The organism is Priestia sp. SRI_019, from assembly GCF_057586255.1.
On the sequence record NZ_JBYCZN010000002.1, the window covers coordinates 1,143,383 to 1,165,559 of the forward strand.

A 22,177-nucleotide genomic window follows, 5' to 3' on the forward strand; every position below is an offset into this window, starting at 1 on the left:
ATATCCCCCTATATAATCTGCGTGTTTTCTTGTACATCTTTTCTTATAAATCTATGTTTTTTAGAGTTTAGTAATGTAAACATCGAAATAACGTTAAATACCAAAACCATGCCTCCCATAATTAAATAGGTACGGGAAAAACCTACGCTATCATATAATCCTCCTGCTATAGGTGAAAGAACTGAAGCACCTATTTGTGAAGCGAATTGGAATCCAACCAAATAAAGGATAGAAGATAGGCGCGTGTCAAAGTTAGCTGCCAAATATTTAAAGATGGCAATGAGCATAATAGGAAGTTCTAATGCATGAATAAGTTTCATCGACGATATTCCGATTGGACCAACAACAAGCCCTGACCCAATAATACGAAATCCCATTAGAAACCCTGCTAAAATTAAACTATTTTTTGCACCGATCTTATTTACAATAAACGGTGCTGCGAACATCATTCCAGCTTCTAAAAATACTTGAAACGAATTTAAGTAGCCAAATACTTGGTTACCTATCGATTCAGTAGGAAACAAAGATGCATAATAGATAGGAAATTGCTGATCGTATACCCCATATACGCATGTAACACCAACAACATAAATCATAAAAAACCAAAATTCCTTCAATAAGAATAAACTGCCTACATCTCTCAGCGTGACGGATTCAGCTTTTTCCATTTCGTAGCTGCTCATTTCTACTTTTACAGAAAAAATAATAGCCACTAGGATAACCGCTGAAACAGATGCCACCCAAAAATTAATGTGAGGATTAATATTAAATAATTGTCCTGCAAAGAATGTAGCTGCAGCCCAGCCTAATGACCCCCACATTCTAGATTTTCCGTACTCAAATTTATATTTTCGGCTGACTTTCTCTATGTAGGTTTCAATCGCTCCGATGCCCGCCAAAAACGCCACTCCTAAATATAGTCCTCCAATAATAGCTCCTATCAACACATTGTATTGAAGTAAAGGTCCATAAACAAAAATATAAAATGGTCCTACAAACACTAAAAGACAGCTAATAAAAAATAAAATGTGTTTCTTTAAACCTATCCTGTCAGATATATATCCGTACAAAGGCTGCATACACAAAGCAAAGATAGCGTTTACAGAAAAGATTAAGCCTGTTGCTGATCCGTTCAACTTAATCTCTTGCCCTAACCAGATAGAAAATAAAGAGTAGCTCGACGACCACGTAAAAAAGAAGAAGAAAAAATATGCACTCAGCTTCCAATATAAACTTTTTGAACTTTTCATTTTAGTTACCCCTTTAGCTTAAGATATAAAATCTTTTATCTAACAAAATGAAAGCACTTTCAAATTTGATTTTATGTCAACCGGTTTCATATGTCAACCGGTTTCACATTTTATATTAAAAAAAGATTGTATTAGGCGGAAAAGTGGGCTTTGTGGTATGTTTAAATTGTTTAATAAACCGTTTACAATCCTTATATAGATTTTTATCGCTCAAAACAAAACGAACAACTAGAAAACTATTTGCTTGATTGCAATTTATTTTAAGCCTTTTACATGTCTGATATATACTATAAAAAGCAATGTTTTGGAGAAATTAGGAGGAAACTAGATGAAAGCCAAGATTAGTGATGTAGCAAAAATTGCAGGTGTTTCACCGACTACCGTTTCTCGTGTATTAAATAACCGTGGTTACGTAAGCAAGGAAACACGAGAAAATGTTTATAAAGCAATGAAAGAAATTAATTATTTCCCAAATGATATTGCACGTTCATTATTTAATAAGCGAACAAATTTAATCGGTATGATTGTCCCTCAAACGAGCAACCCTTTTTTCGGAGAGTTAGCCTTTCACATTGAAAGTATATGTGCTTCCCTTAACTACAAAGTACTTCTTTGTAACAGTCTTAATCGAATTGATAAAGAAAAAAAATATGTAGAGATGCTCATCAGAAATCAGGTAGATGGTGTTATTGCCGTTACTTATAACAGAGGTATTTTTGATTCAGAAAGTCAAAGTCTTCCTGTGGTAGCAGTGGATCATTATTTATCAACAGATATTCCTACCGTATCTTCTGATAACTATGCTGGAGGAAAACAAGCCACGGAATTGCTCATTTCAAAAGGTTGTAAGCATATTGTTCATATTAACGGCCCCCTTAAACTTGAAACTCCAGCTAACTTAAGAAGGAAAGCTTATGAAAACGTGATGAAAAAGGACGGAAAACAGCCTATCACGTATGAAATTTCAAATACCTTTGACCGCAACATTCAGCGAGAAACTATTTCTAAGGTTTTTGAAGAACATCCGGAAGTAGATGGTATTTTTGCAAGTGATGACTTACTTGCAGCTTTAGTAGTTGCGGAAGCACAAAAAAGAGGAAAAAATATCCCAAGAGATTTAAAAATCGTGGGCTATGACGGAACGGAGACCAGTCAGACTTTGTTACCTGGTCTAACTACAGTTCAACAACCCATCGAATCGATTGCTCAAACAGCCATTGATATTTTACTAAAAGAAATTGAAGGAGAATTCAGCAATATACCTCGTGAAATCTGCCTTCCCGTTAAGCTTCTAGAAGGACAAACAACGTAAAAATACGTTTTTTATAAAATAAATATCAGTTTGTTGTATATTCTTCTTCTTTTATTCACACCTTAACGTTACAGAAAGGAGTTGAATACAATGGCAAACAACAAAAGCAGCAATAATAATGAATTATTAGTATACGGAGCTGAACAAGCAATCGATCAAATGAAATATGAAATCGCTAGCGAGTTCGGAGTAAATTTAGGAGCTGACACTACTGCACGTGCAAACGGATCAGTAGGCGGCGAAATCACAAAACGTCTTGTACAATTAGCTGAGCAACAACTTGGCGGCGGACGTTTCTAAGACAATTTCATACACACCATGACTTAAGGAAGAATGGATATCCATTCTTCCTTTTCATATATTTACTTTCCACCTTTATATAAAAATTATTATTCTTCCTCCTCTTTACTGACTGATTTTGTTTTTCCTTTCTTTAGTACAGCGCTGATTCCTAAACAACAGACAGCTGCTATCCATCCGGAGATGAGAAAATAAACGGAAGTATTTGCAAAGAGTGTGCCTATTAAAATAAACAGCCCTCCGAGAATAATAAAAAAGACGTGACCCTCACTATTTCTTTTCACCTTCATCACCTCTCCCTACCTATATAAACGAATGTTCAGATACAAAAGAAACTTCTTGATAAACAAGAAGTTTTCTTCGTGTGTTCTTTTTTAATAAAAAGTAAAGGTGTTTTCTTTTTATTTATTCAACGAAACCCCTCAATATTCTTCTCAACTACATGCTATTCAATAATTTCTGCGGTTTTATACTCTTTCATAAATACATCAATAACATCTCCTGCTTCTTCGTTCTCCTCCTCCATTTGAACGAGTATTTCGTTTTGTACATTTACCGAAAGGATTCTGACATCCAACATTCGGTTTATATCCAGTTGCAGTTCCAAATCTCGGGCAACTTCATCAGCTTTTAGTGAATCTTTAATAATATATCTGTGGCTTCTCATAACAATCACTCCCTTTACGTTATATGAACGAATATAGTTTATCCAAACTATCAGCGTACAATGACATTTTTCTTGTATCTTTCATTTAAACAAAACAAAAAAACGGCTTCTCTCAGCCGTTTTTTTGTTTTGCTTTTTACTTATGAAAATGCATAGTTATTTCTTTATTTGACCGTTCTCTGTATCAGGTATCATACGCTTATTTATTCCGAATGCGTAGAAACTAACGACAACAAGAGCAAGGAAAATAATTCCTACGATAAGTGAAATACGCGTTTCATCATTAAACCACATGCCTACAAGCACCATTAGTAGAAAGGCAATAGTTACATAATTCGTTACAGGTGCAAAAGGCATTTTGAAAGGATGACTATCCATTTCAGCACCTTTAGCTTTACGGAAACGAATTTGACTGATAAGAATGATGAACCAAGGAATCATTCCCGGAAGCACGCTCGCACTGTATACATAAACAAATACATTAGGTGGAGCGATGTAGTTTAAAACAACACCAATTACCAATCCAATCATAACAGCGAGTGTGCTATAAATTGGAACGCCGTTACGAGAAATTTTTGTGAAGAATTTAGGTGCTTGACCGTTTACGCCAAGTGTATAAAGCATGCGTCCTGCGCTAAAAATTCCACTGTTACAGCCTGACATCGCTGCTGTAATAACAACAAAGTTAATGATACCTGCAGCTGCCGTAACACCAACTTTAGCAAATGTAGATACAAATGGACTTCCTAAAGAATCTAATTCATTCCACGGATATACCGTCACGATAACGAAAATAGCTCCAATATAAAAAATTAAAATGCGCCAGATGATGCTTTGGATTGCGTTTCTTAACGTTTTTTTAGGTTCCTTTGCTTCACCAGCTGTAATACCAATTAGCTCGACTCCTTGATAAGCTGCAATAACAAGAGATAGTGCAAAGAAAAAACCTGACCATCCGCCTGCAAAGAAGCCGCCATGTGCCCAAAGGTTTGATAATCCAATGGCGTCTCCCCCGTTTCCAAATCCGAAGAAAATCAACCCGAGCCCTGCAATAATCATCAAAATAATCGTTACAATCTTAATCATCGCAAACCAAAATTCAAACTCTCCAAATGATTTTACTGAAACTAAGTTTGCTGTGCCTAAAATCAACATGGCGATAATACCTGGTACCCATGCAGGTAGATGTGGGAACCAGTAATGCATATATGCTCCTACCGCTATAATTTCAGACATCCCTACGATTACAAATTGAAACCAGTTGCTCCACGCAGCCATATAACCTGCTAATGGATGAATATATTTGTGGCCAAATGTAGCGAATGAACCTGTGCTTGGTTCCATGTACAGCATCTCGCCCATGGCACGCATAATAAAGAAAATAAACATTCCGCAGATTGCGTAAGCAAGCAATACCGATGGACCTGTCCATTGGATGGTGCTTGCTGATCCCATGAATAATCCAACGCCAATTGTTCCGCCTAGCGCGATCATTTGAATGTGACGGGATTCTAAGCCTCTTTTTAGCTCTTTGTCTGCCATTCCATTTCCTCCTCCTAAACTTGTGATAGCTCTGTTAGGAAAGATACTTTTTGTGTCTGATGGAACAGCTATCGCTTTTAAAACCTTCCATTTTTATCTAGTACCTTTACAACTAAACTATTTTTTCTATTTTTAGCTATTCGACTGTATAATTACTTATTTTATAATAATAAATTTCCCTCAGAAATACAATTGTTTTTTTCAGAAAAACACTTAACAAAACCTTTCACCTTTATTAAATCAATCATCTCAGTGAAATATTTTTTTATTTCAGTATAATTTAAATTTTATGAATATTAAAAATAAATATAGGCGTAGGATACTGGAACACTCTATTTCTTAAGGATAACGAAATGAAACCGCTACTTGATCGAACAAATTCCTTTCTTCTCCCTTTACGTTTTCACTTTCTCTACTTAGGGAAAGTATCAATAGAAAATAGAGATGAGGAGGGATTTTTCATGTGGCAAGCTGCGATGTGGGGCGGAATCTCAGGATCAGCTGTCCTTCTTGGTGCTTGGGCAGCAGTTTTTTTGCCTATCGGCAAAAAGATAATTGGTTATATTATGGCTTTTGGGACGGGTGTATTAATTGGAGCATCTACCTATGAGCTGCTTGGAGACTCGGTTCATAACGGCGGGTTAAAAGCTACTTCTCTTGGGTTCCTTGCAGGTGCTATTGTTTTTACTTTTTTAGACTATCTAATTTCACGTCAAGGAGCGAATAAAAGAAAGAGATCTACCAAACAAATGGCTGCGAGTAGTTCTGGAATTGCTATATTTATAGGAACCGTAATGGATGCAATCCCGGAGTCTATTATGATTGGGGCTAGCTTAATCGAAAATGCAACCGTTAGCTGGCTTCTTGTTATCGCTATTTTTATAAGTAATATTCCCGAAGGATTGTCCAGTACGACCGGTCTAGTAAAAAGCGGATTCTCTAAAAAGAAAATTTTTTTACTATGGGCAGCGGTTTTGTTCATTTCAGCTTTTAGTTCATGGACAGGCTTTGTTTTTTTAGACCATGCATCTGAGACACTTATGGCTGCTATTGCTGCTTTTGCCGGCGGCGGTATTATTGCTATGGTAGGTTCTACAATGATGCCAGAGGCCTATGAAGAAGGAGGTTCTATTACAGGATTGATTGCTGCACTTGGATTACTTGCTTCACTGATACTGGATCATTTTTCTTAATCGTCTTCATACTACTTATATCGTTTCCAAGTAGAAAACAGAAAGCCTTCTACTTGGAGACATTTATTCCAATCACATTATTATGAATATGGCTTCTTAATAAGTAAAATCATAGTTTTCTTTTATTTCTTGAGTAAAAGCTTTCCAATCCGTAGCTTCAAATTCTGCATTACGTGCTTTTAACTCTTTTTCCATTCCTTGAATCTCTTGAACAGCTTCTATAGTTCTTTCACTTCCTGGCCCTACTCTCCAAATTAATTCTTTGTATTCTTGTATTTTCTGTCGCAGCGAAGCGTTATCCATTTCTACATATTTTGACATGTTTCTAAGCTCCTTTTTCTTATTTCTATTAACCATATCATATTTCATATAAATTTTTTTAAGATTAACTTTAACTTACTAAATACTGCTATAGAGGACTTTGCGGTCTGCTAGTTTTTTAGAAAAATCTAATTTTTAGAAAAAATATAAAATAACCAGTTTAATCCTTTTTTGGCCGGGAAGACAGACTATGAATTCAAATTTATTAGGAGGGATGCAAGATGGCAACTAATAAAAAGAATGACAAAATGAGTCGTGAGGAAGCAGGAAGAAAAGGTGGAAAAGCTACTTCTAAAAATCATGACAAAGAGTTTTACCAAGAAATTGGTGAAAAAGGCGGAGAAGCTACTTCCAAAAATCAAGGTAAAGAATTTTACGAGGAAATTGGAAAAAAAGGCGGCAGATCCAGCAACAGCCAGCGTAATAATTAACTAATAATTTGAAGTATATAAAAAACTCGAGGAAGAAAAGTTCCTTATAGTAATAGTACAAGCTACAGGAACTTTTCTTCTTCTAACCAATCTTTTCCATCTCCTTATGGTAGTGGGCTAACGATTCATCTTTGACGGATGAGAATAGCTCTGAATCAATAAAAGGAATCAATTTCTCTCCTATCTCCCAAGCATTACATTCGATTTGATACAAAAGCCATATATCTTCTGTTTGATCAAACTTTGCACTCAAAGATAAAAGGTCTTCATCTAGCGCATGACCTAATTCATGAGCTAAAATAATCCATTGATAAGATTCTAAACACTCATTTGAACCAAACAAGTGCCGACACTGTATTTTAATATCTTTGTCATATAAAAAAATAGAATGCGTGCTAGGGACATACTTTCCGCCTACACACCGCGTTCCAGGAAACTCATCTTCAATAACTAGCTTTATTGTTGGATCTACTCCATGAACAAGATCATGTAAATTCATAAAATCCCCCACTTCTTTTCTCCAAACTTTAACTTTTTTCCAAAAATACATGTACAGATTTACCATTATGCATACGTTTATCTAAAATAACGTATGTATGGTTTTTTTTCAATATGTACACAGCTATATATAAAAAAAGCAAGCATAGCTGCTTGCTTTTTTATATATGAAAGCGGTGCTTCAACTTTTAAATTGCCCACTTATCCTTACAGTTTTATATGTAAAATTTTATTAACGATAACGACTTGAATATTCGAGAATGCTGCGCAGCATTTGACGTGTACTCTGTGATTCATTTGTACGTTCTTTATATTCAAGAGGACGACTAGGCGTTGACTTATTTTCTTTTTTATACTGAGAATTTTTGTGTTCTGACACGTTTTTTCACTTCCCTATCTCTATTTTATCCAGAGCAGCTCAAAGCTGCTCTTTTGTCTGTCACTCTTTTATTTGTTATGACGGCTTACTTTTGCTTTTTGAAGCTCATCTGTATGAATATCGTTTGATAAAATACTTTTATTCACATTATCGACAGCTGCTGCACTGCTGCTGACTCCTTGGCTTGTGCTTTTATTTTGTTTACTCATTCCATCCACCTCCATGTGTAACGTCTATATTTTATGGAGTTATAAAAAGAAAATAAGAGGTAGTATTAGGAAAATGACCTTCTTTTCTTTTTGCTTGCATCCCTCACATTGAATAAAAAATAAAATCTCCATGTTTAACAGAATGCACCAGAAATAAATGTTCATACTAAGAGTAGAAATTCTGCATATTTATTTTGAAAATATAGGAGGAAATAAGTGTGAGTACAAATAGAAACACACTATCCATTTTTGCTTTAGGCGGCATTAATGAAATAGGAAAAAATATGTATGCCGTTCAATATGATGATGACATCATTGTAATTGACTGCGGCTCTAAATTTCCTGACGAAAGTTTATTAGGAATTGATTTGATCATACCTGATATTACATACTTACAAGAGAATCGAGAAAAAGTTCGAGCACTGGTTGTTACGCATGGTCATGAAGATCATATTGGAGGTATTCCTTATCTTTTAAAACAGTTGAATCTTCCAATTTATGCAACAAGCCTTACCCTTGGATTAATTGATATTAAACTTCAAGAGCATCAATTATCTGCTGAGACGGAGCTTATTGAAATCAACGAAGAGTCAGAAATTACATTAGGCAATATTCCGCTTTCTTTTTTTAAAACGAATCACAGCATTCCAGATTGTCTGGGCATTGTCTTTCATACGCCTGAAGGAGCTGTTGTGCATACCGGGGATTTTAAGTTTGATTTAACTCCCGTTAACGACCAATATCCAGATCTTCATAAAATGGCGAAAATCGGCAGTGAAGGTGTACTGGCTTTAATATCCGAAAGCACAAATGCTGAACGCCCTGGATTTACGCCTTCAGAAAAGCTAGTTGGCAAACATGTAGAAGAAGCTTTTCGTAAAGCAACAAGAAAAGTGATTATTTCTACTTTCGCCTCGAATGTTAACCGCGTACAGCAAATTGTAGATGCAGCGATTAAAACGAACAGAAAACTTGCGCTGCTAGGAAGAAGCATGGTTAACGTTGTATCAGTTGCGCTAGAGAAAGGGTATTTAACCATTCCTGAAGGAATGCTGATTGAACCTTATGAAGTACATTCACTTGCGCCTGAACAAGTCGCTATTCTCTGCACTGGAAGCCAAGGCGAGCCGATGGCCGCTTTATCTAGATTAGCCAGCGGAAATCACCGCCAAGTAGAGATTCTTCCTGAAGACACGGTCATTTTATCAGCAGGGCCTATTCCTGGCAATGAACGTAATATCTCTCGTATTGTCGACAGCCTTTTCACACTCGGGGCTCATGTGATTTACGGTTCTGGAAGCGCAACAGGCATGCACGTATCAGGACATGGCTATCAAGAAGAGCTAAAATTAATGGCTACATTGATGAAGCCAAAATATTTCATCCCGATTCACGGTGAGTTTCGAATGCTTCATCACCACAGCTTATTAGCAGAATCCGTCGGGGTGGAAAAAGAGAACATTTTTATTATAAATAACGGTGATGTTGTTGACATCAAGGGCGGAGCAGCTGTTCAAACAAGAAAGATCCCTGCAGGTAATGTATATGTAGATGGGTTTGGCATTGGAGATGTTGGCAATGCGATTTTACGTGACCGCAAACAGCTTTCAGAAGATGGTATGCTGGTTATTGTTATTACTCTAAATAAAGCGGAAGGGAAAATTGTGTCTGGTCCAGATACCATTTCGCGAGGCTTTGTTTATACCAGAGATTCAGAGCAGTTATTAAAAGATGTTAACCGACAAGTGACTAAAATTGTAAATCAATTACAAAAAGCGCACGTTCACCAATGGAACATTATGAAAAAAGAAATCAAGACAACGCTTGGCCAATTTTTATATAACCAAACCAAAAGAAGACCTATGATCCTTCCTGTCATTATTGAAGTTTGATTACTCCACTAAAAAACTGCCTTAGTCCCCACTAAGGCAGTTTTACTTTATAAATCCGAAGCTTAACCCAAAGTGAGAAGTTGCCCTCTATAGTTTATGAATAGTCACTCCCTTTATATGTATGGTTAAAAGTGTTAGGTGTATTTCTTCTTTTTTACCCCATTCTATAAGAGAGATATTTCACCGCAAATATCTTGTGAAAGTATCCTATCCTTGAGGTGATTATGATGAATGATAAAAATCAAGTAGATCAGCATTCAGAACTATTCCGCCACAACTGGACGAGACCGAAGCGTTCAAAGTCCCAAGTAAATGGACATACAGAGATGTCTCAAACGAACATCATCTTGCGAAGTAATGCAAAAGCTCATCGTTGGTAAGGATGATACACTTCAACAAAAAAAGACGCGAACGCGTCTTTTTTTGTTATTGGCCGTCTGCTCCACTTTGAGTTATCTTGCGAATATGACCATCTTCATAATTATTTTCTCGTAGCGCTTTTGCTTTGTCATCTACTACTTGTTTTTGATCTACTTGTGAAGAAGGAGTCTGCTTGTTTTTTGGCATGTTCATAACCACCTTTTATTTTTGTAATTGTACAACGTGCATAGTGTACCTCATAAAGATTAAATATATGTTAGCTAGCGGCTTCTTCTTCTTTCCACTTATGGCGCAGTTTTAAAATAACAAGGCTTATGACAATTAGAAAGCCTAAGCTTGCAAAGAAACCTGGTCTGCTTGCTGATTCTAACAGCGTGCCGCTTACTGCTAGTAAGATTAACAAGATACCAATAGCTTGTTTTACTTTATCCCACACGGTTTGTTCCATTAAACGATGAAAAGAAATTAAAATAAAGAACCAGTTATAAATCAGCATCAGCCCCGCTGCTGTTGTGATGTACTCATAAATTTTCCCGGGCAATAGCAAGGACAAAACAATAGAAATAACTAATCCCGATGTTGTCAAAAGCAAGGCCGGTAAAGGAAACTGCAGCTTTTTCTTTTCTTGCTTTGAAAACAATGCAGGAGCATCTCCATCTTCTGAAAGAGTGACAATCATTGTTGTTACGGAAAAAAAAGACGCTGACATTGTTGAGAAACCCGCAATAATCATTGCTCCATTAAAAACATGAGGGAAAAATGGAAGGTGATATGTTTCTAAAGCCGTTATGAATGGACTTTGATTTCCATAAAAATCATGAAATGGCACAATTAAAATAGCTAAACTCAGTGAAACAATATAAATAATTCCGAGGAGAATAAGCATACTTCTTCCCGCTTTCGGTGCGTCTTCTTGTTTTTCTAAACGAACCGTCATGATTCCCATGACTTCGATGCCGCCGAAAGCATAAAAGGCATAAAGCAAAGCGCCCCATAAACCTAAAAACCCGTGGGGAAATACTTCACTTATCGTTCGCGGCACTCCTTGTTTGGCACCTTCGTCAAGAAATCCAAATAAAGCGAGACTAGCTAATATAATAAACATTAAAATAGCAGCCACTTTTGTGACAGCAAATACATTTTCCATTCGTTCAAAACCTTTTGTCCCAATTAATACAACAGCAATGCCTAAAACAGCATAAATAGAGGCAAAGACCCACAGTGGAATACCGTCAAACCAAAAACGCGTAAAAAGAGATAAAGCCGTGAGCTGACTCCCCATGATCAGCATCTCTGAACTCCAGTATACCCATCCGCTGCTAAATCCGGCCCATCTTCCATAAGCTTTCTTTGCATAGGAACGAAAAGAGCCTTTTTGAGGATCTTGAGCACTCATTTTAGCAAGAGCGTCAAATACAATAAACGTACATACTGCTGCTAATAAAAAGGCGATTAATACAGCGGGGCCGGCTGCTTTTATTGCAATACTTGACCCTAAAAAATAGCCTGTACCGATGATGCACCCTACTCCGATTAAAGATAGCTGCCACCATTTTAATTTCCCTTCAACCTGACTTCCGCAGCCTATTTTCTTTTTCATACTATCACTCCTTACACCTCGATGTAGTGTGTGATAGTTTGAAAAATTTATGCGTAAAAAGAGGCGGCTTTCTACTATTTTTCAGCAGATAGAAAACGCTTTAAATTCAGTTCTGCTTTCTCCCCTTTTAAATAATGAATTGCTGTACAGCTTGCCAGCCGAAATATATACCAAATCCTATTAGAGAAAGACCGGATATAACGGAAACTGCGGTCAAAAACGTCGCTGCTAAATACCTTCGAAAAGTGCTTGCTAAAGCTGCCATAGCAATATCCCAGCATAAAATCCCTGTAAAAATAGCACAGCTGTATAAAATAAGCTGTTCTGTTTCGTATGTATTAGCTGTTTTGGCTAAAACAGAGCCATAAATACCGAGCCAAAACAGAATAGTAAGCGGGTTTGTTAATGAAAGTAAAAAACCTGAAAAAAAACACTTTACGACCGAATCTCCTTTTGCGTTTCTATGCTGTGTAATTTTCCCTGCGCTCATTAACCCTTCAATACCGGTATAAATTAATACGAAGCATCCAAACGAAAAAAGAAACGTTTTCATAAAATCGCTGCTTAAAAAATGAACGGACCCAAAATAAACTACAAGCATATAAAGAGCGTCAACCGATGTTGCTCCTATCCCTAAGAACCAAGCATGTAGAAAACCATTTTTGATTCCTTTATCAAGCTGAGCGGCGTTGATGGGACCGATTGGTGCGGCTAACGATAGCCCTAATAACATATAGCTGAAAAAAGCTCCCACATGTATCCCTCCCTGCTTCTGAGGTTTTATAAATTGAACTATGATAAATGTATGCAGCCTGCTTAGCTTGTACTACGTAATTTTTATTTTTTTTCTAAATCCTTTTGTATAGCGACGAAAAAGCAGCGCATGTTAACTGTAAATACTATACAGAAGGATGAGAGAGGCATGAATTCATACACTCATATTAAAGAAGCACTACAATTAGCTGAGCAGGCTGTTTATCAAGGACAGATGAATTTGAATGGAGCTAATTTTCAAAATGCTCAAATGCATTTGAATATCGTTCAGCAGCAAATTAATGAACAAAAAGAAGCGACGTCTGGTGATAAAGAATTAAGACGAATGGAAGAACACTTAAGACACTTACGCGAAACCCAGCAGGCTATTCAGCAAAATTTTTAATAAGGATAATAACAACCTTTTTTCACTTTTATACGAAAAACTGAAAAAGCTCTACGAACTCAGTGAGTTCGTAGAGCTTTTGATCTTCACCTGCAGCTTTTAAGAGCTGCGTAAAGATTACAATTTTTTTATTCTTATACATACTTTCCGTAATCAGGACGAGCAATTTCATCAAAATTCTTCGTAAGCTTCAATAAATTAGTTGAAAGCCATTCGCCGGAAACGGGTTTTCCATGTCCTGTCACCGCCACAGACGGATGAAGTGACTGAAGCACTTCAACTGATTTTTGGGCAGATGCCCAGTCCGTAGTTAAATAACGAGGAGGACCGCTAATCTCCAATTCTTGCTCTAGTACATCCAGTAAATATTCTTGCTTAGTGGTAACAAAAGCATCTCCAGCGATAAGTGCAAGATCCTGCTTTCTAAAAAGAGAAATATGTCCTGGAGAATGACCAGGGGTGTGAATCCATTCCCATTCCGGCATATGAGGTACAGAGCCGTCGACTGGTAAAGCTTGCACATGAGAGCCTAAATCAATGGCTTCCGTTGGAAATAGTGGAGAAAGCTTTGCCACGAGCCCGCCTTCCACTGTACCATCCGGTGCAGGATAATTTTTTTCACCCGTCACATATGGAAGTTCAAGTGGATGTGCATATACCGGTATGTTCCACTTCTCCACTAGTTCAATAATAGATCCAATATGATCAAAATGTGCATGTGTAAGAATAATTGCTTTTGGTTTTTTTCCTTTTCCAAACCTTTCCTCTGCCTCTTCGATAATCATAGAAGCCGAATTAGGCATTCCCGCATCCACAAGTACAAAACTATTGTCTTTATCTGGATTTCCTATAAAACATATGTTAACAATCTGTGTAGTGTAGCTGTAGATATCCCGCGTCACTTCGACTCCTTTTCCACTGGCTATAGAGCTCATGGGAATAAAGCTTTCCGTTGATGAACTTCCGTGCATCTCTCTATCCAATTATAATTCCCTCCTTTAACGTGTCACTTCATATGCGCCATACACGTTTATGCTATCCACCTTTGCTTTCGTTATTCTTTTTTTAACTAGCTCTCTTTTATGTATCCATAAAAAAAGAAAGGAGAAAAACTCCTTTCTTTTTTTACACCAATTATACTTTTGCTGGAACTTTAACGCCCATGATCGCTTTTGGCTCTAGATATTCTTCGATACCAAATGCTCCCCATTCGCGTCCAATACCAGATTGCTTAAATCCACCGAATGGTGCAGCTCTGTCTTGCTCGGCATCGTTAACAATGATTTGACCAGCTCTAATATTTTTAGCAACATAGTCAAGTGTTTCTTGGTCTTTTCCGACCGCATAGCCTGCAAGTCCATAAATTGTATCATTTGCAATTTCAAGAGCTTGCTCTAGATCATCATACGTAATAATAGTTGTTACAGGTCCAAAGATTTCTTCTTGTGCAATAACCATATCATTTGAAACATCAGTAAAGACTGTCGGTTTAACAAAGTATCCTGTCTCTAAGCCGTCTGGTTTGCCCGTTCCGCCAGTAAGAAGTGTTGCACCTTCGTCCATTCCTTTTTTAATATAATCCTGTACTCGATCCCACTGTTTTTCCGCTACGAGCGGTCCAGTTACGTTGTCTTTATCTAACGGATTACCAACTGGGAATGATGGCAGAACCTTCTTCACTGCTTCTTCAAATTTTTCCTTCATGGAGGCAGGAATGATAATACGTGTTGCTGCCGTACATACTTGCCCTGTATTCATTGCAATGTGTGAAACTGCTATTTTAGCCGCTTCTTCTACATCCGCATCCTCTAATACAACTAGCGGTGATTTCCCGCCTAGCTCAAGCGCTACTTTTTTGATTGTTTTAGCCGCGTTTTGCATAATTTTCTCACCTACAGCACCTGATCCTGTGAATGATACAAAATCAATGTCCGGGTGAGAACTAATACCGTCACCGATTGTGCTTCCCGTTCCGTTTACAAGGTTAAAGGCACCTTTTGGTACGCCAGCTTCATCAATGATTTCTGCTAATATCATCGCTGCATACGGTGTAAGTTCAGATGGTTTTAATACCATTGGGCTTCCTGCTGCGATAGCTCCTGCAATTTTAGTAGACGTCTGATTTGTTGGGAAGTTCCATGGTGTAATAAGTCCGCTTACTCCAATAGACTCTTTCACGACCTTGTAGCTTCCATGATCTTTTTCAAATGTGTAATCTTCAAGTGCATTAGCTGCTTCTTTAAAGTGGCTAAGTCCCATTTCATAGTGAACTTCTTCTGAAATCTTTAAAGGAGCGCCAAGCTCTTCAGTCATAACTTCGATAAGTTCCTGTTTACGCTTTTCATATCCTTTTGCAATATTGCGAAGCATTTTGATTCGCTCTTCTTTTGTTGTTTTTGAAAATGTGGGAAGAGCTGCTTTAGCTGCTGCCACGGCTTTATCTAGATCTTCTTTTGTACCTAAGCTAATTTTACCAATTGATTTTTCAGTAGCAGGATTGATCACATCTGACGTTTCGTTTCCTGTTGATTCAACCCATTCTCCGTTAATAAAGTGTTTTAAGTTTGTACGCATTGATTTGATCTCTCCTTTTAGTTTGTTACTTTTATTTTGTTAATTGTTGAACTATGTCATCTAGTTTTTATCTACCCGCCTGTCTGCTTCTCAAACACCGCTTCTATTATTTTTGTTTCTTTCACTGCCTTATCCCTTTTCCAATCGGCTTTTCGCAGGTGAATTTTTTTCCTCTGCAGCTTTTTAGTTTTTTATAACCAACAGAGATTGAGTCCTAACGAAATCAAGCCAATTTAAAGATGAACAAATGGGATAAAGTAGTGGATTATTTGTTATACCGCTGTTGATTTTCGTGCAAGCCTTCGCTTTCCAAGGTTGTCGATGAGCCCCCTCATCGCTTACGCTCCTGCATGGTCTCATTAAATGAAACCTACATACAACGTAACCAAAAAAAATCCGAACGAGTTTGATTCTCTATCAAGAATCTCGATTCCTCATTCGGATCTTCTTTCCACTAAAATACTTTAGGCCCAACCTCTTTTGTATTAACGTACTTCTTGCAAACGATGTACCACTCTGCTTTCAATTAACGGTTCTGTTTGCTGTCTGTATTGTTGATAGTGAGGTGTTTCAATGTGAGCTTCAATATCTTCTTTGCTTTTCCATTTCTCATAAAAAACAAATGTACCTGCTTTGTCTGTATCCTGGTAGAGAGTGTATTGAATACATCCTTTTTCTCCTCTTGATGGTTCAATAACTTTTACTAACTCTGATCGAAGCTCTTCTTCTTTTCCTGGCTTGGCTTTCAAAATGGCGTTAATAATAATTTCTGACATCGTTTTTCCTCATTTCTTTAAAAAATATTTCCCATAAAAAGCTTCCCTCTTTTTGTATTTATTACACTGACCATCATATTTTTTGTATGATGATTGATTTCTCTAGTCCAAGACAGCAAAACATCCATGTTATCAACAGCGCTCTTTCTTCATGCTGTTGATAAAAGAAGCCTGTAGGCTATAAGCCTACAGGCTTCTTTACATCTTATTTCAATAATTGTTTCACAACTGCTTTTGCTACACTGATTGTTGACTGAGGATTTTGACCTGTTATCAAGTTTCCGTCTGCTTGTACATTATCTGTCCAGTTTGGAGCAGTTACTACATTTGCACCCAGTTCACGCAGACGCGTTTCCAAAAGAAACGGCATGAAGCGGTCCAATGTTGTTTCACGTTCTTCATTATCTGTAAACGCAGCGACATCTTTTCCTTCGACCAACGGCTTTTCATCTGATAATGTAACACCTACTAAGCCTGCCGGTCCATGGCATACAGCGGCTACTACTTTGTCTCCTTCGTATAGTTCACGAATTAAAGCGTGGAGCATTTGATTATCTGGCAGATCAAACATCGTGCCGTGACCGCCTGGTAAGAAAACAGCATCGAATTTAGCACTGTCTGTAATTGTATCAAGTTTTAGGGTATTCTCTAGATGCTTAGCTGTATTTAAGATTTCTTGAGAAGTCTCTCCTTCAAGGCTACGAGCATCCACCGGCGCTTTTCCTCCTAGAGGACTTGCCACAGTAATCGTAAATCCAGCATTTTTGAACTCTACATACGCTTCACCAAATTCTGAAAGCCAAAGGCCTGTTGGATGATTTTCTTTCATTTTGTCAGCCGTTGTTACGACCATTAATATATGTTTAGACATAGTAACGTCCTCCTGTAAATAAAGATAGTATTTTCTGTTTCCGCCTTACACACCATATTGTAAGAGAGGAATTACTATAATACAAATTAGAAAATATCTGCCTATCCATAAATATTTTTATAGATAATGTAGAGGTCTTTGTTAATAAAGCATCTGCGAAAGAAACAACCATATAACACCTGAACTTATTTTTTATACACTCGAAAAAACCGCCCTTTTGAGTAAGCGCGGTTTTTTCCAGAAAAGCATAGAATCTATCTTTTATTTTAAAGAACAGATTGAGCGTCCATTTGTTTCACTTTCTTTTCTCCCGTTCTTTTAAGACTTACCATAAAAATAAACGAAATACAGTATAGCCCCGCCAAGTACGTCATCGCTACTGTCATATCATAGCTTTGCAAAAGATAGCCGACAAGAATGGGTGATAACCCTCCGAGCGCTCGCCCAAAGTTAAAAATGGTGTTCGTTGCAGTGCTGCGAACTTCTACTGAATAGTGGCTGCTGATCAATGCTCCGTATCCCGCGAACATTCCGTTTGAGAAAAATCCGACCACAGCTCCTCCTATAAGCAGCCCTGCACCTCCTTCGGCATACGAGTATAAAAATACCGCACAAGCTGAAGCAAGAAGAAAGATTCCAAAAGTACGTTTCGATCCAAAACGGTCCATAAATTGACCAAATGTTAGCATGCCTATAATCATTCCCACGGCTGTACTGATTGTCCAAAGAGCTGAACTTGAAACAGAGAGGCCTTGTGATTGCTGAAGCATAGATGGAAGCCATATCATCAGTCCGTTATAGCCTGCAATTTGGACTGTAGCCATCACTGCCAGCGAAATAGTCGTCATCGCCGTCCTAGGCGTAGCGAATAATTGACGAAGCTTACCATTATTTTTAACAACCGCTGTTTTCTCTTTTTGAGCTTGTAGCCACTCAGGAGATTCGTTTAAATTTTTTCGTACGATAAAAGCAAAAATGACCGGGATGACTCCCACAAAAAACAGCGCTCTCCATCCGAAAATCGGCAGGATTAGAGAACTTAAAAGCGCCGCAAGGATCACTCCAAATTGTGCGCCAATACTAACATAGGATGAAGCTCGTCCTTGCTTATGTTTCGGCCACGCTTCTGCTACAAGAGCCATACCAATCCCGTACTCTCCTCCAGCCCCAATTCCGGCAATAAATCGCGAAGCATACACTTGTTCAACATTTGCTGCAAAACCTGTTAATGCCGTTCCGACTGCAAATAGAAGAACCGTGTAGGTAAAAACCCGCACTCTTCCAAATTTATCTGCTAAAATTCCGAAGATGACTCCACCTATCAGCATTCCTATATTCGTAATAGAAGAAATAAGTCCACCTGTTGCTAAATCAATGTGAAATTCAGCAATAATCATTGACATAGCAAACGAGATAAACATAATGTCCATCCCTTCTAACGTCAAACCTGCTACTGATGCTACAACTGTCTTGTTACGATAATTCATGTTGTTCCACCCTCCAGTGTATTCTTTCCGTATCAACGCTCTTTCTTTTTTGAAGGAATGGATAAATAACATATCTCCATTCTCTTTTGAAGCCTCTCTGGACTTCGTTTAAAAGAGGTAAGTAACACATAAAAGCCCTTTTGTCGCAGAGGGCAAAAGGGCACAGATAGGCATAGAAGCAGTAAATGAGTGATCCGTCCTTTTCGGCCTCTCTGGACCGTCTTAAAGGCAGTTATTATATTAATTATTATGTTAACACGCCGCACAGAACCTTTCAATAAGAAAAATATCTTCTTTAAAGCAGCTATGTCTATGTACATCTCTCAATTTTTACATTCGTACTATTTCGTTCATTATTTTTTAAATGTGGTTAAAACCAAAGCCTAATGTATCATGTTCAAAGCCTTTTTTAGGCGCACCTATCGTTCCATACACACAAACGCTAATCCATTCGTCGCTTGATCCTGAAAACTCAATTTTTCCGCGCACGATTGAAAATGTGAGTCCTACCGTCCGTAAAATATCACCCAGCTGCAGCGTTCCTCGACTAACTCCTTGAATGGCTTCAAGTATAGCATGATAAAGAGCGTGAACTTCCCGGTACGACTGGGCATTAATAATTTTGTTTGTCTTGGCGCTCGTTTCAATTGCCGCCACGACTTTAGACAGCTCCATCGCTCCGACTTTTCCTACTGTGTAGCTGTATCCTCTCTCATTAATTTCCTTTTCAATACCTTCAGCTAGTTCCGTATTATGTAAAAGAACGAGTAAAGATGTTAATCTTCCCATTGAAAAATCATTAACTTGTTGAAATTTATTGCTCAACTGTCATTCCCTCCCTTCTATCCCCTTATTATTTTAACAGACGGTACTTACAAAGGTGCTGATTATTCAACGAACGAGCGCTCACTTAAAGGATTAGGAGATTTATGTGTACTGTCCACCACTGTTACGAAGTAGAACTTGCATAAACAAGTAACCTACCTTTTAGTAAGCGCTTACTTTAATTTTAAAGAAGAAATCATTTTTCTCTACTTACGTTAAGACAAGCTGTGATTCAACTTTTAACTTTCCCAGCATCTCTCTCGTCATTTTTTCTAGGTTATATTCTGTTTTAAACCCCCACTCTTCTATTGCACAGCTGGAATCTATATGGTTAGGCCAGCTTTCCGCAATTGCTTGTCGAACAGGATCTACTTGATAATTCAGCACAAATTCCGGAATCGTTTTTCTGATTTCAGTCGCCATTTGTTCTGGATCAAAGCTCATGGCAGAAACGTTAAATGAATTTCGATGGTTCAGCTTAGAACCGTCTGCTTCCATTAGTTGGATAACAGCGTTCAGTGCATCAGGCATATACATCATATCCATATATGTTCCTTTGTCGATATAAGACGTATAGCGCTTATGTTTAACGGCTTCATAATAAATTTCAACAGCGTAGTCCGTTGTCCCTCCACCTGGAGGCGTTACGTATGAAATTAAGCCTGGAAAACGCAGCCCTCGTGTATCTACTCCGAATTTATGGTGGTAGTAATCGCAAAGTAATTCACCCGCTACTTTATTAACACCATACATCGTGGTAGGACGTTGAATTGTATCCTGCGGCGTCCAGTCTTTTGGAGTCGTTGGACCAAATGCACCAATTGAACTTGGAGTAAAAAATTGACACTGAAGCTCGCGTGCTACTTCGAGCGCGTTTACTAATCCGCCCATATTTAGATTCCAAGCTAGAAGCGGTTTTTGCTCGGCTGTCGCTGATAACAGCGCAGCCAAGTGAATAATCGTATCAACTTTATGCTTTTTAGCGATCGTAAATAACGCAGTCTGATCCGTTACATCTAAAATCTCGAATGTACCTGAAGTCACGACATCGCTCGTCGTTTTGCGAATATCGGTGGCAATAATATTTTCTGAACCATATATCTCTCTCATTTTCGCCGTTAACTCAGAACCGATTTGCCCTAAAGAACCCGTTATTAATACTTTTTTCATGTCAATATCCTCCTCGTGTACTGCCTAGATTCAACGTTTAGATTAATTTCATTTCCTTGCCTACTTTTTTGTAGATACGAAGTGCTTCATCTAACATTTCTTTCGTATGAGCAGCCATCGGCATATTGCGAACGCGTCCTGTCCCTCTTGGAACGGTTGGGAAAACAATTGATTTAGCGTATACCCCTTCTTCTATTAATCTCTTACTAAAAATCTGGGTTTGGTTTTCATCTCCTATGATGCACGGAGTGATAGGTGTTTCACTTTCCCCAATGTTAAAGCCTAGTTCTTTTAATCCTTGCTTTAAATACCGACTGTTTTCCCACATTTGCTGCTGCAGCTCTGTACTTGTGCTTAGGATTTCAATTGCTTTCATACAGGCAGCAGCCGTGCCTGGTGTAATAGCAGTCGAAAACAAAAACGGACGGCTTCTTACTTTTAACCAGTCGATTAAGTCTTTTTTTCCGGCTACGTACCCACCTACAGCTCCAATCGCTTTTGATAATGTTCCAATCTGGAAGTCTACTTTTTCAGATAAGCCAAAATGTTTAACTGTGCCCATGCCGTTCCCTAATACGCCCGACCCGTGAGCATCATCTACGTATGTGATTAAGTCAAATTCCTCTGCGATTTCTACAATTTCCGGAAGCTTAGCAATGTCTCCATCCATTGAGAACACACCATCGGTAATTACCATTATTTTATTATATAAATCGGATTTTTGTGCTTCGCCTGCTTTTGCACGAAGATCTTCCATATCCGAATGCTTAAAAGGAATAATTTTTGCTTTTGATAGCCGGCATCCGTCAATAATTGAAGCGTGATTCAGCTCATCTGATAAAATTGCATCATGTTTATCCATAACCGCGGAGATGGCTGCCATATTACAGTTAAACCCAGACTGATAAGCTATAGCTGCTTCTGTATGCTTAAACTCGGCTAGCTTTTCCTCTAGCTTAATATGAATATCTAGAGTTCCATTAATCGTTCGGACAGCTCCAGCCCCCACTCCGTATTTTTTAGTGGCTTCGTTGCACGCATTAATAAGCCTCTCGTCTGTAGCAAGCCCCAAATAATTGTTGGATGATAAATTAATTAATTGCTTTCCCTCAATTTGAATCACAGGTCCATTGGGCCCCTCTACCGAATTAATGACATTGTATAATCCTTTATCTTTTAAATCTTCTAAATTATTATTCAAGAATTCTTTTAAACGTCTGCTTGTCATCTTCCATACCCCCTCATTGTTGTTCAACACGTCTTATAAACTTCTCTTTTCCCCATTAAAAGATTCATCTAAGCACTTACAGTATATGAGTTAAAAATCAAGTGTATTCCTG

At 37.9% G+C, this 22,177-nt stretch carries 26 protein-coding genes; 7 read left to right on the forward strand and 19 right to left on the reverse strand.

What is annotated here, in order from left to right; genetic code table 11:
* Nucleotides 1–8 precede the first annotated feature (8 nt).
* Nucleotides 9–1,250, reverse strand: coding sequence for an MFS transporter (locus AC2YJL_RS16065; RefSeq protein WP_153252931.1), 1,242 nt, complete (start codon nucleotides 1,248–1,250; stop codon nucleotides 9–11).
* A 328-nt stretch (nucleotides 1,251–1,578) separates the two neighbouring features.
* Between AC2YJL_RS16065 and AC2YJL_RS16070 the strand changes: the two genes are divergently transcribed.
* Together AC2YJL_RS16070 and AC2YJL_RS16075 are read left to right on the forward strand one after the other, a co-directional pair.
* Entirely contained in the window at nucleotides 1,579–2,562 is a 984-nt protein-coding gene (locus AC2YJL_RS16070) for a LacI family DNA-binding transcriptional regulator (RefSeq protein WP_487374811.1), read from the forward strand.
* Between the two features lie 90 nt (nucleotides 2,563–2,652).
* On the forward strand, nucleotides 2,653–2,862 hold the full coding sequence (locus AC2YJL_RS16075; RefSeq protein ID WP_013058452.1) for an alpha/beta-type small acid-soluble spore protein: 210 nt from the start codon (nucleotides 2,653–2,655) through the stop codon (nucleotides 2,860–2,862).
* An 89-nt stretch (nucleotides 2,863–2,951) separates the two neighbouring features.
* On the opposite strand, the gene AC2YJL_RS16080 is transcribed toward AC2YJL_RS16075, so the two are convergent.
* The 3 genes from AC2YJL_RS16080 to AC2YJL_RS16090 all read right to left on the reverse strand — a co-directional run bounded on the left by AC2YJL_RS16080 (nucleotide 2,952) and on the right by AC2YJL_RS16090 (nucleotide 5,071).
* Nucleotides 2,952–3,152, reverse strand: a complete 201-nt coding sequence (locus tag AC2YJL_RS16080) for a hypothetical protein (protein WP_028408123.1) — start codon at nucleotides 3,150–3,152, stop codon at nucleotides 2,952–2,954.
* 155 nt (nucleotides 3,153–3,307) lie between these two features.
* Nucleotides 3,308–3,529, reverse strand: a complete 222-nt coding sequence (locus AC2YJL_RS16085; RefSeq protein ID WP_251567729.1) for a hypothetical protein — start codon at nucleotides 3,527–3,529, stop codon at nucleotides 3,308–3,310.
* Between the two features lie 156 nt (nucleotides 3,530–3,685).
* Nucleotides 3,686–5,071 (reverse strand): amino acid permease, encoded by a 1,386-nt coding sequence (locus AC2YJL_RS16090; protein WP_195694878.1) that lies wholly within the window; start codon nucleotides 5,069–5,071, stop codon nucleotides 3,686–3,688.
* A 461-nt stretch (nucleotides 5,072–5,532) separates the two neighbouring features.
* Here AC2YJL_RS16090 and AC2YJL_RS16095 point away from each other — a divergent pair, with 461 nt between their 5' ends.
* Nucleotides 5,533–6,264, forward strand: a complete 732-nt coding sequence (locus AC2YJL_RS16095) for a ZIP family metal transporter (protein WP_251567728.1) — start codon at nucleotides 5,533–5,535, stop codon at nucleotides 6,262–6,264.
* A 96-nt stretch (nucleotides 6,265–6,360) separates the two neighbouring features.
* Here AC2YJL_RS16095 and AC2YJL_RS16100 read toward each other — a convergent pair whose 3' ends face one another.
* Complete coding sequence (locus AC2YJL_RS16100) at nucleotides 6,361–6,585, reverse strand: transcriptional regulator (protein ID WP_195694880.1); 225 nt, start codon at nucleotides 6,583–6,585, stop codon at nucleotides 6,361–6,363.
* Between the two features lie 221 nt (nucleotides 6,586–6,806).
* Here AC2YJL_RS16100 and AC2YJL_RS16105 point away from each other — a divergent pair, with 221 nt between their 5' ends.
* Nucleotides 6,807–7,016 carry a KGG domain-containing protein gene (locus AC2YJL_RS16105; protein ID WP_014460809.1) on the forward strand — a complete coding sequence of 70 codons (210 nt, stop codon included), beginning with the start codon at nucleotides 6,807–6,809 and terminating at the stop codon, nucleotides 7,014–7,016.
* An 82-nt stretch (nucleotides 7,017–7,098) separates the two neighbouring features.
* On the opposite strand, the gene AC2YJL_RS16110 is transcribed toward AC2YJL_RS16105, so the two are convergent.
* From AC2YJL_RS16110 to AC2YJL_RS16120, 3 genes are all read right to left on the reverse strand, one after another.
* A complete protein-coding gene (locus tag AC2YJL_RS16110; RefSeq protein WP_251567726.1) occupies nucleotides 7,099–7,515 on the reverse strand; it encodes a hypothetical protein in 417 nt (138 codons plus the stop codon).
* A gap of 231 nt (nucleotides 7,516–7,746) precedes the next feature.
* Nucleotides 7,747–7,893 (reverse strand): hypothetical protein, encoded by a 147-nt coding sequence (locus tag AC2YJL_RS16115; protein WP_014460813.1) that lies wholly within the window; start codon nucleotides 7,891–7,893, stop codon nucleotides 7,747–7,749.
* 68 nt (nucleotides 7,894–7,961) lie between these two features.
* Complete coding sequence (locus AC2YJL_RS16120) at nucleotides 7,962–8,102, reverse strand: hypothetical protein (protein WP_195694882.1); 141 nt, start codon at nucleotides 8,100–8,102, stop codon at nucleotides 7,962–7,964.
* A gap of 218 nt (nucleotides 8,103–8,320) precedes the next feature.
* On the opposite strand from AC2YJL_RS16120, the gene AC2YJL_RS16125 reads away from it, so the two are divergent.
* Together AC2YJL_RS16125 and AC2YJL_RS16130 are read left to right on the forward strand one after the other, a co-directional pair.
* Entirely contained in the window at nucleotides 8,321–9,994 is a 1,674-nt protein-coding gene (locus tag AC2YJL_RS16125; RefSeq protein WP_195694883.1) for a ribonuclease J, read from the forward strand.
* Nucleotides 9,995–10,221: 227 nt separating this feature from the next.
* Nucleotides 10,222–10,374 carry a YpzG family protein gene (locus AC2YJL_RS16130; RefSeq protein WP_013056278.1) on the forward strand — a complete coding sequence of 51 codons (153 nt, stop codon included), beginning with the start codon at nucleotides 10,222–10,224 and terminating at the stop codon, nucleotides 10,372–10,374.
* 46 nt (nucleotides 10,375–10,420) lie between these two features.
* Here AC2YJL_RS16130 and AC2YJL_RS16135 read toward each other — a convergent pair whose 3' ends face one another.
* The 3 genes from AC2YJL_RS16135 to AC2YJL_RS16145 form a co-directional block, all read right to left on the reverse strand.
* Complete coding sequence (locus AC2YJL_RS16135; protein WP_013082476.1) at nucleotides 10,421–10,561, reverse strand: hypothetical protein; 141 nt, start codon at nucleotides 10,559–10,561, stop codon at nucleotides 10,421–10,423.
* A 70-nt stretch (nucleotides 10,562–10,631) separates the two neighbouring features.
* A complete protein-coding gene (locus AC2YJL_RS16140) occupies nucleotides 10,632–11,975 on the reverse strand; it encodes an amino acid permease (protein WP_195694884.1) in 1,344 nt (447 codons plus the stop codon).
* Nucleotides 11,976–12,102: 127 nt separating this feature from the next.
* Nucleotides 12,103–12,729, reverse strand: coding sequence for a LysE family transporter (locus AC2YJL_RS16145; protein WP_116737140.1), 627 nt, complete (start codon nucleotides 12,727–12,729; stop codon nucleotides 12,103–12,105).
* A gap of 168 nt (nucleotides 12,730–12,897) precedes the next feature.
* On the opposite strand from AC2YJL_RS16145, the gene AC2YJL_RS16150 reads away from it, so the two are divergent.
* A complete protein-coding gene (locus AC2YJL_RS16150) occupies nucleotides 12,898–13,134 on the forward strand; it encodes a hypothetical protein (protein WP_195694885.1) in 237 nt (78 codons plus the stop codon).
* 134 nt (nucleotides 13,135–13,268) lie between these two features.
* Here AC2YJL_RS16150 and AC2YJL_RS16155 read toward each other — a convergent pair whose 3' ends face one another.
* The 8 genes from AC2YJL_RS16155 to AC2YJL_RS16190 form a co-directional block, all read right to left on the reverse strand.
* The gene (locus tag AC2YJL_RS16155; RefSeq protein WP_230932155.1) at nucleotides 13,269–14,117 is read right to left on the reverse strand and encodes an MBL fold metallo-hydrolase; all 849 of its coding nucleotides are present in this window, start codon (nucleotides 14,115–14,117) and stop codon (nucleotides 13,269–13,271) included.
* A gap of 151 nt (nucleotides 14,118–14,268) precedes the next feature.
* Nucleotides 14,269–15,708, reverse strand: a complete 1,440-nt coding sequence (locus tag AC2YJL_RS16160; RefSeq protein ID WP_230932154.1) for an aldehyde dehydrogenase family protein — start codon at nucleotides 15,706–15,708, stop codon at nucleotides 14,269–14,271.
* A gap of 485 nt (nucleotides 15,709–16,193) precedes the next feature.
* The gene (locus tag AC2YJL_RS16165; RefSeq protein ID WP_230932153.1) at nucleotides 16,194–16,484 is read right to left on the reverse strand and encodes a putative quinol monooxygenase; all 291 of its coding nucleotides are present in this window, start codon (nucleotides 16,482–16,484) and stop codon (nucleotides 16,194–16,196) included.
* 205 nt (nucleotides 16,485–16,689) lie between these two features.
* Complete coding sequence (locus tag AC2YJL_RS16170) at nucleotides 16,690–17,355, reverse strand: type 1 glutamine amidotransferase domain-containing protein (RefSeq protein WP_251567724.1); 666 nt, start codon at nucleotides 17,353–17,355, stop codon at nucleotides 16,690–16,692.
* A gap of 266 nt (nucleotides 17,356–17,621) precedes the next feature.
* Entirely contained in the window at nucleotides 17,622–18,842 is a 1,221-nt protein-coding gene (locus tag AC2YJL_RS16175; RefSeq protein WP_251567722.1) for an MFS transporter, read from the reverse strand.
* A 360-nt stretch (nucleotides 18,843–19,202) separates the two neighbouring features.
* On the reverse strand, nucleotides 19,203–19,667 hold the full coding sequence (gene hutP / locus AC2YJL_RS16180) for a histidine utilization transcription antiterminator HutP (protein WP_013056267.1): 465 nt from the start codon (nucleotides 19,665–19,667) through the stop codon (nucleotides 19,203–19,205).
* A gap of 210 nt (nucleotides 19,668–19,877) precedes the next feature.
* On the reverse strand, nucleotides 19,878–20,837 hold the full coding sequence (locus AC2YJL_RS16185; protein WP_251567720.1) for an L-threonine 3-dehydrogenase: 960 nt from the start codon (nucleotides 20,835–20,837) through the stop codon (nucleotides 19,878–19,880).
* Between the two features lie 37 nt (nucleotides 20,838–20,874).
* Complete coding sequence (locus AC2YJL_RS16190) at nucleotides 20,875–22,065, reverse strand: glycine C-acetyltransferase (protein ID WP_487374812.1); 1,191 nt, start codon at nucleotides 22,063–22,065, stop codon at nucleotides 20,875–20,877.
* Between the last annotated feature and the right edge of the window lie 112 nt (nucleotides 22,066–22,177).

Coding starts and splice junctions, on each gene's coding strand:
- AC2YJL_RS16065 (WP_153252931.1), bottom strand. CDS start 1,250: ATGAAAAGTTCAAAAAGTTTATATTGGAAGCTGAGTGCATATTTTTTC.
- AC2YJL_RS16070 (WP_487374811.1), top strand. CDS start 1,579: ATGAAAGCCAAGATTAGTGATGTAGCAAAAATTGCAGGTGTTTCACCG.
- AC2YJL_RS16075 (WP_013058452.1), top strand. CDS start 2,653: ATGGCAAACAACAAAAGCAGCAATAATAATGAATTATTAGTATACGGA.
- AC2YJL_RS16080 (WP_028408123.1), bottom strand. CDS start 3,152: ATGAAGGTGAAAAGAAATAGTGAGGGTCACGTCTTTTTTATTATTCTC.
- AC2YJL_RS16085 (WP_251567729.1), bottom strand. CDS start 3,529: ATGAGAAGCCACAGATATATTATTAAAGATTCACTAAAAGCTGATGAA.
- AC2YJL_RS16090 (WP_195694878.1), bottom strand. CDS start 5,071: ATGGCAGACAAAGAGCTAAAAAGAGGCTTAGAATCCCGTCACATTCAA.
- AC2YJL_RS16095 (WP_251567728.1), top strand. CDS start 5,533: ATGTGGCAAGCTGCGATGTGGGGCGGAATCTCAGGATCAGCTGTCCTT.
- AC2YJL_RS16100 (WP_195694880.1), bottom strand. CDS start 6,585: ATGTCAAAATATGTAGAAATGGATAACGCTTCGCTGCGACAGAAAATA.
- AC2YJL_RS16105 (WP_014460809.1), top strand. CDS start 6,807: ATGGCAACTAATAAAAAGAATGACAAAATGAGTCGTGAGGAAGCAGGA.
- AC2YJL_RS16110 (WP_251567726.1), bottom strand. CDS start 7,515: ATGAATTTACATGATCTTGTTCATGGAGTAGATCCAACAATAAAGCTA.
- AC2YJL_RS16120 (WP_195694882.1), bottom strand. CDS start 8,102: ATGAGTAAACAAAATAAAAGCACAAGCCAAGGAGTCAGCAGCAGTGCA.
- AC2YJL_RS16130 (WP_013056278.1), top strand. CDS start 10,222: ATGAATGATAAAAATCAAGTAGATCAGCATTCAGAACTATTCCGCCAC.
- AC2YJL_RS16135 (WP_013082476.1), bottom strand. CDS start 10,561: ATGCCAAAAAACAAGCAGACTCCTTCTTCACAAGTAGATCAAAAACAA.
- AC2YJL_RS16140 (WP_195694884.1), bottom strand. CDS start 11,975: ATGAAAAAGAAAATAGGCTGCGGAAGTCAGGTTGAAGGGAAATTAAAA.
- AC2YJL_RS16150 (WP_195694885.1), top strand. CDS start 12,898: ATGAATTCATACACTCATATTAAAGAAGCACTACAATTAGCTGAGCAG.
- AC2YJL_RS16160 (WP_230932154.1), bottom strand. CDS start 15,708: ATGCGTACAAACTTAAAACACTTTATTAACGGAGAATGGGTTGAATCA.
- AC2YJL_RS16165 (WP_230932153.1), bottom strand. CDS start 16,484: ATGTCAGAAATTATTATTAACGCCATTTTGAAAGCCAAGCCAGGAAAA.
- AC2YJL_RS16170 (WP_251567724.1), bottom strand. CDS start 17,355: ATGTCTAAACATATATTAATGGTCGTAACAACGGCTGACAAAATGAAA.
- AC2YJL_RS16175 (WP_251567722.1), bottom strand. CDS start 18,842: ATGAATTATCGTAACAAGACAGTTGTAGCATCAGTAGCAGGTTTGACG.
- AC2YJL_RS16185 (WP_251567720.1), bottom strand. CDS start 20,837: ATGAAAAAAGTATTAATAACGGGTTCTTTAGGGCAAATCGGTTCTGAG.
- AC2YJL_RS16190 (WP_487374812.1), bottom strand. CDS start 22,065: ATGACAAGCAGACGTTTAAAAGAATTCTTGAATAATAATTTAGAAGAT.